The 11,741-nt window shown below is 73.8% G+C and carries 11 protein-coding genes; 8 read left to right on the top strand and 3 right to left on the bottom strand.

Translation table 11 applies throughout. The features are described 5' to 3' along the window. Nucleotides 1–1,604: FAD-binding oxidoreductase (locus tag ACFU5G_RS16280; protein WP_377246613.1), on the top strand; the 1,604-nt coding region annotated here is incomplete at its 5' end. A gap of 52 nt (nucleotides 1,605–1,656) precedes the next feature. Here the strand turns inward: ACFU5G_RS16280 and ACFU5G_RS16275 are convergent. Next, on the bottom strand, nucleotides 1,657–2,340 hold the full coding sequence (locus ACFU5G_RS16275) for a 4'-phosphopantetheinyl transferase (RefSeq protein ID WP_377246610.1): 684 nt from the start codon (nucleotides 2,338–2,340) through the stop codon (nucleotides 1,657–1,659). A 146-nt stretch (nucleotides 2,341–2,486) separates the two neighbouring features. On the opposite strand from ACFU5G_RS16275, the gene ACFU5G_RS16270 reads away from it, so the two are divergent. From ACFU5G_RS16270 to ACFU5G_RS16240, 7 genes are all read left to right on the top strand, one after another. Then, nucleotides 2,487–3,221 (top strand): SDR family oxidoreductase, encoded by a 735-nt coding sequence (locus tag ACFU5G_RS16270; RefSeq protein WP_377246607.1) that lies wholly within the window; start codon nucleotides 2,487–2,489, stop codon nucleotides 3,219–3,221. Nucleotides 3,222–3,368: 147 nt separating this feature from the next. Further along, complete coding sequence (locus tag ACFU5G_RS16265; RefSeq protein WP_377246603.1) at nucleotides 3,369–4,562, top strand: MFS transporter; 1,194 nt, start codon at nucleotides 3,369–3,371, stop codon at nucleotides 4,560–4,562. A gap of 13 nt (nucleotides 4,563–4,575) precedes the next feature. Next, a complete protein-coding gene (locus tag ACFU5G_RS16260; protein ID WP_377246600.1) occupies nucleotides 4,576–5,253 on the top strand; it encodes an HAD-IA family hydrolase in 678 nt (225 codons plus the stop codon). Beyond that, complete coding sequence (locus ACFU5G_RS16255) at nucleotides 5,229–6,266, top strand: ROK family protein (protein WP_377246597.1); 1,038 nt, start codon at nucleotides 5,229–5,231, stop codon at nucleotides 6,264–6,266. Before ACFU5G_RS16260 ends, ACFU5G_RS16255 begins: the two co-directional genes overlap by 25 nt. After that, a complete protein-coding gene (locus tag ACFU5G_RS16250) occupies nucleotides 6,263–7,468 on the top strand; it encodes an alcohol dehydrogenase catalytic domain-containing protein (RefSeq protein WP_377246594.1) in 1,206 nt (401 codons plus the stop codon). Before ACFU5G_RS16255 ends, ACFU5G_RS16250 begins: the two co-directional genes overlap by 4 nt. Next, nucleotides 7,468–8,265, top strand: coding sequence for an SDR family oxidoreductase (locus tag ACFU5G_RS16245; RefSeq protein WP_377246591.1), 798 nt, complete (start codon nucleotides 7,468–7,470; stop codon nucleotides 8,263–8,265). The genes ACFU5G_RS16250 and ACFU5G_RS16245 overlap by 1 nt, the downstream gene beginning before the upstream one ends. 19 nt (nucleotides 8,266–8,284) lie before the next feature. Continuing rightward, a complete protein-coding gene (locus tag ACFU5G_RS16240) occupies nucleotides 8,285–9,253 on the top strand; it encodes an alpha/beta fold hydrolase (RefSeq protein ID WP_377246588.1) in 969 nt (322 codons plus the stop codon). Between the two features lie 15 nt (nucleotides 9,254–9,268). Here ACFU5G_RS16240 and ACFU5G_RS16235 read toward each other — a convergent pair whose 3' ends face one another. Further along, the gene (locus ACFU5G_RS16235; RefSeq protein ID WP_377246585.1) at nucleotides 9,269–11,077 is read right to left on the bottom strand and encodes a BTAD domain-containing putative transcriptional regulator; all 1,809 of its coding nucleotides are present in this window, start codon (nucleotides 11,075–11,077) and stop codon (nucleotides 9,269–9,271) included. 298 nt (nucleotides 11,078–11,375) lie between these two features. Next, a complete protein-coding gene (locus tag ACFU5G_RS16230; protein WP_377246582.1) occupies nucleotides 11,376–11,741 on the bottom strand; it encodes an Rv2175c family DNA-binding protein in 366 nt (121 codons plus the stop codon).

The following is an 11,741-nucleotide window of genomic DNA, read 5'->3' as shown; positions in this document are numbered from 1 at the left end:
TCGGTTGCTTTATGAAACACCCCACGCGGCCCGTAATCCTGGCCGGCGCGGCAGGGGGCCTGATCGGTCGCCCGCGCATGCCCGCCGCGCCACCTCCGGCCGTCGGCCGGGTCGTGTCGCCCGCCAGGACCGGATCCGTCGTCGTACGGCCGGGGGACGTGCGGTACGCGAGCCTCGTCCGAGGAGCCAACCAGCGGTTCGCCGGGTCGCCCGACCGGGTGCTGCTCCCCGCCGACGCCGCGGATCTCGTCCGCCAGGTCGGCGAGGCGGTGAGCGGCGGACGCCGGCTCGGGGTGCGCAGCGGGGGGCACTGCTACGAGGATTTCGTCGCGAACGGCGAGGTCAGGGACCTGGTCGACCTGTCCCGCATGGCCACCGTCTCCTACGACGAGAACCACGGCGCGTTCGCGGTCGGGCCCGGTGCCTCGCTGGGTTCCGTCTACGGGTCCCTGTTCAAGGCGTGGGGCAGGACGATCCCGGCGGGGTCGTGCCCCTCGGTCGGGATGGGCGGCTTCCTGCCGAACGGCGGCTACGGGCCGCAGTCCCGCCGGCTCGGCCTGACCGCCGACCACCTGTACGGGGTGGAGGCCGTCGTCGTCGATGCCTCGGGCAACCCGCGTCTCGTGCTCGCGACGCGTGACGACACCGGCGACCTCGGCGACCTGTGGTGGGCGCACACGGGAGGCGGGGGCGGGAGCTTCGGCATCGCCACCCGGTACCTGTTCCGTTCCCCGGACGTCGCTGCCGAGCGGCTGCCGCGGCCGCCGGCCGAGGTGCTCCTCCGGACCGTGGTGTGGCCGTGGGACACCCTCGACGAGGGCACATTCCTGCGGCTGGTCACCAACTTCGGGTCCTGGCACGAGGCCAACAGCGGCCCCGGCACGCCGGAGAGCGGGCTGTTCGCCCAGCTGAAGCTGCTCCACGCGAGCGCCGGGGTGGTGGCGCTGTCGGTCCAGCTGGACGCGTCCGTCCCGGACGCGGAGGCGGTGCTCGACCGGTTCGTCGCGGCCGTCTCGGCCGGCGTCGGGACCGCGCAGGGTGCCCCCGCGATGCGCCGGCCGTGGCACCACGCCCTGCAGTGGGAGGGGTTCAGCCCGGCGAACCCGACGGTCATGCGCTTCAAGATCAAGTCGGCCTACATGCGGGCGGGCTTTCCGCCCGCACAGGTGGCGGCCCTCTGGCGGAGCCTGTCCGTGCCCGGTCCGGCCAACGGCACCACGCTCGTGACGATCTCCTCCTACGGCGGCCAGATCAACACCGTCAGCCCCGGCGCGACCGCCACGGTCGCGCGCGACTCGATCATGAAGCTCCAGTACATCGGCCTCTGGGAGCAGCAGGCGGACGACGCCGCCGTCGTCGACTGGGTCCGGACCACCTACGCCGACGTGTACTCCGCGACCGGAGGCGTGCCGGCCTCCGACGACGTGACCGACGGGTGCTACATCGGCTACCCCGACAAGGACCTCGGCGACCCGACGTGGAACACCTCCGGGGTGCCGTGGCACACCCTGTACTTCGGGAGCAACTACGGCCGCCTCCAGGTGGCCAAGCGGACCTGGGACCCGGGGGACGTGTTCCGGCACGCGCAGTCGGTCCGGCGCTGATCAGCGGTCGTCCGCCGCAGCGGGTGCCTTCGTGGGTTCCGCAGCGGGACCCTCAGCGGGCAACGTCAGCGGGCACCACCAGGGCGGTGACCAGTATCCCGTTCCCCCGGACCCACCGGCCGTCGAGCTCCCGGGGGAGCGGAGCCGTACCGGCCCGCAGGATACGTGCGCGGAACGTGCCGTCCCTGCTCAGCTCGACGTGTGCCTCGTCGAAGCCGAGCCACTCCTGCCGCAGCGGGTACCACGCCTTGTAGAGCGACTCCTTGGCGCTGAACAGGAGCCGGCTCCACGGGGTCGCCGCGTCCAGTGCCGCCAGCCTCTCGACGGCGGCGGCCTCGCCGGTGCCCATGACGTCTCCTGCCACGCCCGGCGGCAGGGGAGCGTCGGTCTCGACGTCGACCCCGATCGTGATCGTGTCGACCGTGCGGGCGGTCACCGCGACCGCGAGACCGGGGCAGTGGCTGATGCTCCCCACCACTCCGGCGGGCCAGCGCGGTTCCCGGCGCGGTCCGGGCACCAGGGACCAGCCGGGGTGCCCGAGCTCCTCGAGCGCCGCTCGGGCGCAGGCACGGCCCGCCGCGAACTCCTGGCGCCGGGACGGGACGGCCGCGGCGACGGCGCGCGCCTCCGCCGCGGTCAGCGTCGCCGGCGACCCGGTCCCCCAGAGCTCGCGAACCACGGGTCCCGGGCCGACGGCGCGCCGGACCAGACCCGACGACTCGTTGGGTTCCACCACGCGTGACCGCCTCGGAGCCGTGCCGGCAGGGACAGCCCGATGATGGCACGGCCCCCGGACGCCGTCCGGCCGCGTACACCCGGGTGACGTCGCGCGTTGAGCGCTTCTTGGTCAGGCCTTGGCCGGCCGCCCCGAGGCTGGGTCCCATGGAACTTGAGGGCAAGAACGCGCTCGTCACCGCCGGGTCGCGGGGCATCGGCCGGGCGATCGCGCTGGCGCTGGGCGAACGCGGTGCCAACGTCGTGGTCAACTACCGCACCAGCGCCGACGCGGCCGACCAGATCGTCGAGACGATCAGCGCCGGCGGGGGCAAGGCCGTCGCGGTGCAGGCCGACCTGGGGGTGCCCGAGGACGTCGCACGTCTCTTCGAGGAGGCCGAGCGGGCGTTCGGCCGGCTCGACATCGTGGTGAACAACGTGGGCGTCAACCTGGTGGCACCGCTCGCGGAGACCACGGAGGACGACTTCGACCGGACCGTGGCCGTCAACTTCAAGGGCTCGTTCCTCGTGCTGCGGAACGCCGCCCGGATCGTCTCCGACGACGGCCGGATCATCAGCATCTCGACGGGGAACACCCGGGTCACGATGCCGATGATCGGCGTGTACGCCGCGACCAAGGCCGCCGTGGAGCAGATGACGTACTCGCTCGCCAAGGAGGTCGGGTCGCGGGGGATCACGGTCAACGTCGTGCTGCCCGGTCTCACCGACACCGACGGCCTGCGCCCGGAGATCCGGGAGAACGCCGCCGGGATCATCGGGATGACGCCGCTCGGCCGGATGGGCCGTCCCGAGGACGTGGCCGACGTCGTGGCGTTCCTCGCGTCGGAGAAGGCCCGTTGGGTGACCGGCCAGGCGATCGGCGCCTCGGGCGGCCTCTCCTGACGTCCACGTCCATCCGTCCTGAGGCGAGGACCGCCCGTCCCTGACCACGTGTCGCGGGACGGGCGGTCCTCGCACAGACCGAGCAGGGCCGAGCAGGGCCAGCCACGGCCGAACGTCTGCCGGGCACCGCCAGGGGGAAGGTTCACCATGAACCGAGCTGTTGCCGTTCTGATGTTCTCGTTGTTCTGCATCGGCAGTGCGGAGTTCGTCATCGCCGGTCTGTTGCCCGGGATCGCGGACGACCTGGACGTGTCGATCGCCTCGGCAGGTCTGCTCGTCAGCGCCTACGCGCTGACGGTGGTCCTCGCGGGCCCGGCCCTGACCCTGCTGGCCAGCGGGCTGCGCCGCAAGCACGTGATGGTGGCGCTCATGGTGCTGTTCGCCCTGAGCAACCTCCTGGGTGCGCTCGCCCAGGACTACACCGTCCTGATGGTGTCGCGGGTCCTGAGCGCGCTCACGCACTGCACCTTCTTCGCGCTGTCGTTGGTCGTCGGCACCAGCACGGTCGCGCCCGACCGGCAGGGGTCGGTGATCGCCAAGCTGGCGATCGGCCTGAACATGGCCAACGTCCTGGGCGTCCCGCTCGGCGTCCTGCTGGGCACGGAGTTCGGCTGGCGGTCGGTGTTCTGGGCGCTCGCGGCGTGCGGCGCGATCTCCGCCTGGCTCGTGGCGGTCCTCGTCCCCGCCGACCGGAGAGCCGATCCGCCCGCCGGTCGGCGGGCCGAGATCCGCACGCTCGGCCGCAGCCGCGTCCTGGTCGCCGTGGGGATCAGCGCGCTCGGCTGCGGCGGCACGTTCACCGCCTACACCTACATCGCGCCGCTGCTGGAGGACGTGAGCGGGTTCCCGGGCGGCGCCGTCGGACCCCTGCTCCTCGTGTTCGGCGTGGGGACGTTCGCAGGGAGCGTCGTCGGCGGCAGGCTGGTCGACCGGGCGCTGATGCCCGCGCTGTGCGGCCTGCTGGGCGCCCTGGCCCTCGTCCTGGGACTCTTCTCGGTGCTGGCCGCCAACCCCTGGACGGCCGCCGCCGGTCTCGTCCTCTTCGGCGCGGCCTTCGGTGCGATCCTGCCGGGCCTCCAGGCGAGGGTGATGCAGGCGGCGGACATCAAGGCACCCACCTTCGCGCTCGCCGTCAACATCGCGGCCATGAACATCGGGATCACGCTCGGCTCGTGGCTGGGCGGGCGCGTCCTGGAGGCCGGGCTCGGACTGCAGGCCGTGGTCCTGACGGGTGGCGCCGTCGCCGCGGCGGGGTTCCTCCTGGCCGCGGCCGAGCTGCTGCGCGACCGGGGCCGGGCCGTGGCACGGACCGCGGACGCACAGAGCACCCAGGGTCACTAGGAGGCGTCGTCCGATGCAGAAGGTACGCCGCGCCCCGAGCCACGGGACGGTCGAGTGGTCCGCCGCCGCCCTGCTGTGCGACATGGACGGGACCCTGGTCGACTCGGCGGGAGCCATCGAGCAGGTCTGGTCCGAGGTCGCCGTCCGCCACGAGCTGCCGCGCCCCGCGGTGCTCGCGGCTCTTCCGGGGCGTACCGCCCGGGACATCCTGGGGCTCTTCCTCGACGACCCCGCACTGATCGAGCACGAGGAGGCCTGGGTCGAGCGCCGGCAGCTCGCGGCCCCTGGGGTCGGACCGATCCCCGGGGCGCGCCGGCTGCTGTCGGGGCTCCCCGCAAGCCGCTGGGCCGTCGTCACGGCCGCCCCCGAGCCGGTGGCCCGGGCCCGGCTCGCTGCCGCCGGTCTCCCGGAGCCGACCGTGCTCGTCGCCGCCGAGGCGGTGGTCTCCGGGAAGCCGAGCCCTGAGGGATACCGGCTCGCCGCCGCGCGTCTCGGCCTGGCGTGCGAGCGGTGCGTGGTGCTCGAGGACGCCGCGGTCGGGGTGGCCGCCGGCCGGGCCGCCGGGGCACGGGTGGTCGGTGTCGGGCCCGGCGCGCACGGGGCCGACGTCGTGGTGCCCGACCTGCTCTCGTTCACCGACCTCGAGGTCACGGGGGAGGGAGTCCGATGGCGGTTCGGGGAGACGTCGTGACCGACGGCGGGGCTGTCCGCTCACCGGTCCGGCCCCTGACGGTCCGGGTCGACGTGGGTGGTACGTGGATCAGGACCGAGTCGGACGGTGTCCTGCGGCGCAGTCCGGCGCCGAGCCGGATCAACCACCCGGGCGTGCCCGCACCCGTCCTGGTGGACCGGCTCGTGGAGCACCTCGTCTCGGTCGCGCCGGCGGCGGGCGGCCAGGTCGTCGTCTCGCTCGGGGCGGCGATGGACGACGTCACGGGCACCGTCCGTGGGTCCGGGCCGCTGTGGGGCGACTGGCTGATGGACCGCGACCTCCTCGGCGTGCTCCGGCGAGCACGTCCCGACGTCGTCTGGCACGTCTTCAACGACGTGACCTGTGGACTCGCCGACTTCGCGGACGCGGTGCCGCGCGAGGCCGGGGCGAGCGCCGGCTACCTGACGATCAGCAGCGGCATCGGGCTCAAGATCGCGGACCTCGGCACGAGGACCGTCCGGGTCGACGAGAACGGTCTGCAGGGCGAGGTCGGCCACCTCCCCGCCGTCCTGCCCCCTGAGCTGGCGGGGCTCGGCCACCTGCCGTGCGAGTGCGGGGGCGTGGGCCACGTGGCGTCGGTCAGCTCCGGCCCGGGCATCGCCCGCGTGGCGGCAGCCCTGGGCATCGGGGCCTACACCACCGAGTGGTTCCGGCAGGCGGTCGACGCGGGGGACGAGGGCGCGCACACGCTCCTGGCGGTGGTGACGCGGCCCGTCGCGGAGGTGCTGCGGACGATCTGGGTGATCCAGCCATGGGTCGTGGTCGTCGGGATCGGCGGCGGCGTCGTCGAGGGCGTCGGCGGGCACTACCGGACGGCCCTCCTGCGGCACCTGCGTGGCGCCGGGAGCTATGCGGCGGGCCCGGCGGACGCCTGGGAGCACCGCGTCCGGCTGCTCGACCGGCCCGGGGCAGACGTGCTGCGCGGAGCCCAGCTCCTCGCCGAGGGAGCACTCGTCGTGACCAGAGCACAGGAGGCTGATCACCGTCCATGACCAAGAACCTCGCCATCCGGCGCTTCCAGGGCGCGAGCGCCGTGTTCGACCAGCCGGTGCCGGTGCCCCGGCCCGGAGAGGTCGTCCTGTCGCCCGAGGCCGTCAGCCTGTGCGGTACCGACCTGCAGATGCTGCGGGGGATCCGCGACGACCCGTCCGCCGTGCTGGGCCATGAGGGCGCGTGCCGCGTCGCGGACGTCGGCCCGGGCGTCACCGGGCTCGCCGTCGGCGACCGCGTCACGGTCAACCCGACCCACCCCGGCGACCCGGACTTCCTGCTCGGGCACAACGTCGAGGGACTGTTCCAGCAGCGGGTGCGGATCGCCGCGTCCGCGGTCGCCGCGGGTCTCCTGGTGCCGATCGGCGACGACCTGGACTCGGCCACCGCGACGCTCGTCGAGCCGCTCGCGGTCACGGACTACGGCCTGGACTGCCTCGCCGCGTCCGAGGAGTCCGGGGCGGCCGGGATGGCCGGGACAGCCGGGACAGCCGGGACGGCCGAGACCCTCGTGGTCCTCGGCGACGGGCTGGTCGGCAACCTGGCCGCCGTCCGGGGAGCCGCGCGCGGTCGGTGGTCGCGCGTCGTGCTGGCTCACACGTCGGCGGGCGGGCTGGAGTGGTCCGTCGCCAGGTGGGGTGAGCACGACATCGCGCACGTGCTGGTCGAGGACCTGCCGGCCGCCGTCGGCGGCGAGCGGCTCGACGCGCTGGTCGCCACGCACCGGGACCGGACGCTGGACGGCGTGGACCTGCTGGCGGGGCCGCTGCGCAACGAGACGAGAGCCGTGCACGTCACGGGCGGTGTGCCCGTCGACGCACGTCCGCGGAACCTGCCAGGCGTGGACCTGGTCGGCGTCCGCGCCGCGAACACGGGCGGACCCTGGCCACCGCGCCGGACCGTCTGGGAGTCGGGCGACCGGCAGATCCGGCTGACGGGCAATCGCGGGGTCACCAGCGGGGCGCTCGCCCGGTCCGCCGCGGAGCTCGTGTCGGTCGGGGCGGGCCTTCGACCGCTGATCACGCACCGCACCGACCTCCAGGGTGGGGCGGACCTGATGAACCGGATGGTCTCGGCGCGGTCCCGCCACATCGACGGGCGCCTCGTCGTACGTCTGGTCGTCACGGTCAACCCGGAGCTCACGACCCCCGGGCCGGCGGCCCCCGGGCACGGCTCCACCGGACGGAACGAGGAGAAGATCTGATGGTCGAGACCGCTCTCGTCACGGGTGCCAGCTCCGGCATCGGGAGATCCGCCGCGCTCGCGCTCGCCGCGGCCGGGTACCGCGTCCTGGTGGGGTACGGGACCAACGAGCGGGCGGCGCGGGAAGTGTCCGACCTCGTCGCCGGGGGGAACGGCCCCGCCGCGACGCCGGTCCACGTCCCGCTCGACGAGCCCGAGCGGACCCAGGAGGCGGCCCGGCAGGTGATCGACGAGCACGGGCCGATCCACGTGCTGGTGAACAACGCGGGGATCAACCGCCGCGCGAGCTTCCTGGAGGAGGACCTGACCTCCTGGCGGCAGGTCATGAACGTCGACCTGGTCGGCCCCTTCGTCCTCGCGCAGGAGGTCGTGCGGCAGATGGTGGGCGCGGGGATCCGCGGCCGGGTCATCAACGTCACCAGTGTCCACGAGCGCATCCCGATCACCGGCGGCACGTCGTACTGCGTCGCCAAGGGCGGGCTCGGGATGCTGACCAAGGTCATGGCGCTCGAGCTCGGCCGGCACGGGATCGCGGTCAACTCGGTCGCGCCGGGGGAGACCGCGACACCGATGAACGGGCAGCCGCTCGGCACCGACCCGCACGGGCTCGTGCGGCCCGCGCTCCCTGCGGGGCGTCCGGGCGACCCGGACGAGGTGGGCGCGCTCATCGCCTACCTGTGCTCCCCGGGTGCCGGATACGTCACCGGCCAGTCGTTCGTGATCGACGGCGGCCTGGAGCTCGTCGCCGCGGACGCCAACGTCGTGTCGGCGCCGCTGCCCGCCCCCGGGGCGGCCTGAGATGCCCGGGGCCGCCTGAATGCGCCCCAAGCTCGAAGCGGCCGACCGGGACTGCGGGTTCGTCCCGCACGCGTTTCCCGAACAGGTGGTGGACCTCGGCGAGATCCGGATGAACTACGCGGTCGCAGGCGGTCCGGAGCTGCCGCCGCTGCTCCTGGTCCCGGGCCAGACGGAGTCCTGGTGGGGCTACGAACGGCTGATGCGCCTGCTGGAGGACCGGTTCCGCGTCTACGCGGTCGATCTCCGCGGCCAGGGCCGGTCGACCTGGACGCCGGGACGCTACACCCTGGACAACTTCGGCAACGACCTGGTCCGGTTCATCGACCTGGTCGTCGCGCGGCCGGTCGTGGTCAGCGGCAACTCGTCGGGTGGAGTGCTCGCCGCGTGGCTGACCGCCTACGCCAAGCCCGGGCAGGTGCTCGCCGCCGCCCTGGAGGACCCTCCCCTGTTCGCGTCGGAGCTCGACCCGCCCGTCGGTCCGGGTATCGCGGGGGGCATCGGCCCGCTGTTCGAGCACTGGCACACGTGGCTCGGCGACCAGTGGTCGCGCGGCGACTGGGAAGGCGCGAGGCTGTCCCTCCCGACGGGACTCCCGCCCGAGCTGCTGCGCGGGCTGGCGGTGATGGAACCACCGTCGGAGGACACGGGCGCGGCGGCGCCGCAGAACCTGCGGGAGTACGACCCGGAGTGGGGGCGCGCCTTCGTCAGCGGCACGGTCTCGGCCGGCGTCGAGCACGAGCGCATGCTCTCGTCGGTCGGCGCGCCGATCCTGCTGACCCACCACGTCCGGCAGCTCGACCCGGTCTCCGGCAGGCTCCTCGGAGCCCTGTCGGACGAGCAGGCCGCCCGGGCCCGCGAGCTCGTCGAGCGGGCGGGCCAGCAGGTGTCGTACCGGTCGTTCCCGGACGCGCCGCACGCCCTGCACCGCAGCCATCCCGGACGGTTCGCCCGGGCACTGACCGACTGGTACGCCCGGCTGCGGCCATGAGCTGCCCGCCGCGCGTCAGGCCACCTTTCCCGCGGATGCCGGCGCGCTCCATCCGGCGCCGAGCGACGTCCACTGCCGCACGTCGTCCGGCAGGCCGGCCGTGAGCGCGGGCTCGTGGCGCAGCAGGGCGTGCAGCCTGACCAGCTCCGGGAAGCGGTAGGCCACGTGGCCGTCGTGGGTCGGCTCCGCGACCACGAGCATGTTGGCGTCGACCAGCTCGGCCACGGGGCACTCCGCGCTTGCCACGTCCGTCAGGAGGGCCGCCGCGGCGTCCTCCAGGGTGAAGGCCGTGCTGCCGAGGGCGCACAGCCGACGGAACGCCCAGCGGTACGCGGGCGCCAGGCGCAGGTAGGCGTCCTCGAACGACGTGCTCGGGTCCAGCCGCCTGGTCACGAGCTCCTGGAGCCGCGAGTCGCCGTCGGCCATGCGCTCGACGAGCTCCGCGACCTGCCACGACGGCCGTGCGGCGAGCTTCTCGGCCGCGGCGCGGATCGCGAGCGGGAGGTTGTCGCACAGGTGCGCCAGCCGGTTCGCGGCACCAGGGTCCCCGACGACCCGCGCGTCCCCGGCCACCTGCCGCATCAGGCGGACCCCGTCGGCGGCGGCGAGCGGGCCGACCTTGACGAGCCGCGCGCCGGCCAGGCCCTGGAGGCCTACCCGGGTGGTGACGAGCGCGGCGCACCCCGGGCCGGCCGGGATCAGGTGCGCCAGCCGCTCGACGTGCACGGCGTCGTCGAGGACGACGAGGACACGGCGCCCCGCGGTCCAGCTCCGGTACAGGCTCGTGCGCTCCGCCAGGCTGTCCGGGATCTGGCTCGTGGGGATGCCGAAGGCGCGCAGGAAGTGCTCGAGCACGTCGAACGGGTCGGCGGCCGGGCCGAGCGCGGCGAAGAGCTGACCGTCGGGGAACTCCGGTCGCAAGGTGTGACCCGCGTGCGTCGCGAGCGTCGTCTTGCCCACGCCGGTGGCCCCCGCGAGAACGACGACGCGGGGTGCGCTCCCGGCGGACCTGCGGGTCGCGAGCCCCGTGACCTCCTGGTGCTCACGCACCCGGCCCACGAAGTCCGCCGTGTCCGGAGGAACCTGCGCGGGGGTGACCGCGACGGGGTGGTCGGCGGCCGGCGGCTCGGCGTGCACGCCGGACCCGCGGTCGAGGGTTCCCTCGATGACCCGTCTCTGGAGCTCCACCAGCCGTGTGGACGGGTCCAGCCCGAGCGATTCGACCATCCGGTCGCGCAGGCCCGCGAAGACGTCGAGCGCGCGGCTGCGGTCGCCCGCGCCGCTGAGCGCAGTCATGAGCTGGGCGTGGAAGCCCTCGTGCAGCGGGTTGGTCGCCGCGAGCAGCTCCAGCTCGGGAACGAGGTCCCGGTACTCGCCGAGGCCGAGCGCGACGTCGATCACCTGCCCCTGGAGCCGGAGCCGGTCGCCCTCGGCGCGCGTGACGATCGGCTGCAGCAGCGAACCGAGGTGGACGTCGGCCAGCATCGCGCCGCGCCACAGGCCCAGGGCCTCCCGCCACCGCCTGAGCGCGCCCTCCGGGTCGCCGTCGCGCAGCGCCGCCGTCCCCCGCTGGACGGTGGCCTCGAACTCCGCGTGGTCGAGCTCGCCGGGGCGCACGAGGATCTTGTAGCCGAGCGGGGACGACTCGATCCTGCTCACCTCGGCAGCGGGGTCGTCGAGATGCTTGCGCAACGTGTAGATGTAGGTCTGCACCGTCTTCCGCGCCAGCTTGGGCGGGCTGTCCCACAGCTCGTCCACCAGCGAGCTCACGGTGACGGTCCGGTTGTAGCTGAGCAGCAGCAGGGCGAGGACCCGTCGAGGCATGGCCGCCGAGATCGTTCCGCCTGCCGAGGGCCCTTCGGCCTCGAGAGGCCCCAGAATCTGAAACTTCATGCTTCTTCCTCTGCGGTCGTCGCGAACACCCCGTCGAGTCGTCGGCGTCGGACCGGCCGACGGCCAGGTTCGGACAGCACGACGCCTGCTCAAGGTGGGTGGACTGAGCGCGACAGCCGTGGCGAGCTCAACTCACAAGGTAGGTAGCACCGTGCCTACCCGCAACGAAAGCGTGACCGGAGGAACGGAAATCACCCGGCCCCCGGTGGGCCGGGCGGGTCCGCCGGTGCTAGAGCAGCGTCTGCGCCACCCGGCGCACCGCGGCGCGCTTGCCGCCGATCAGGGCGTCCACGGGCCGCTCACCGAGCTCGTCGTTGGGCGTGAACAGCCACTCGAGGATCTCCTCCTCGGTGAACTGCGCGTCGGACAGCACCATGATGGTGCCGCGGAGCGTCGGGATCACGCCGGGGCGGCCCTCGACGTCGGGCAGCACGAACACGGCGGGGACCTGGAAGGTCGTGCGCTCGCCGCGCTTGATGCCGACGACGTGCCGGTCGCTCACCAGGCCACGCGCCTTGCCGACCTCGATGTCGAGGGACTCGGCGAGGTCGGGAAGGGTCAGCCATTCGCCCACGAGGGTGTCGAGATCTGTCAC

This window comes from Promicromonospora sp. NPDC057488, assembly GCF_042802395.1.
In the GTDB taxonomy this organism is placed as follows: Bacteria; Actinomycetota; Actinomycetes; order Actinomycetales; family Cellulomonadaceae; genus Promicromonospora.
This window is presented reverse-complemented; position numbering and strand designations above follow the sequence as displayed.

Coding starts and splice junctions, on each gene's coding strand:
- ACFU5G_RS16270 (WP_377246607.1), top strand. CDS start 2,487: ATGGAACTTGAGGGCAAGAACGCGCTCGTCACCGCCGGGTCGCGGGGC.
- ACFU5G_RS16265 (WP_377246603.1), top strand. CDS start 3,369: ATGAACCGAGCTGTTGCCGTTCTGATGTTCTCGTTGTTCTGCATCGGC.
- ACFU5G_RS16260 (WP_377246600.1), top strand. CDS start 4,576: ATGCAGAAGGTACGCCGCGCCCCGAGCCACGGGACGGTCGAGTGGTCC.
- ACFU5G_RS16245 (WP_377246591.1), top strand. CDS start 7,468: ATGGTCGAGACCGCTCTCGTCACGGGTGCCAGCTCCGGCATCGGGAGA.
- ACFU5G_RS16240 (WP_377246588.1), top strand. CDS start 8,285: ATGCGCCCCAAGCTCGAAGCGGCCGACCGGGACTGCGGGTTCGTCCCG.
- ACFU5G_RS16235 (WP_377246585.1), bottom strand. CDS start 11,077: ATGCCTCGACGGGTCCTCGCCCTGCTGCTGCTCAGCTACAACCGGACC.
- ACFU5G_RS16255 (WP_377246597.1), top strand. CDS start 5,229: ATGGCGGTTCGGGGAGACGTCGTGACCGACGGCGGGGCTGTCCGCTCA.
- ACFU5G_RS16250 (WP_377246594.1), top strand. CDS start 6,263: ATGACCAAGAACCTCGCCATCCGGCGCTTCCAGGGCGCGAGCGCCGTG.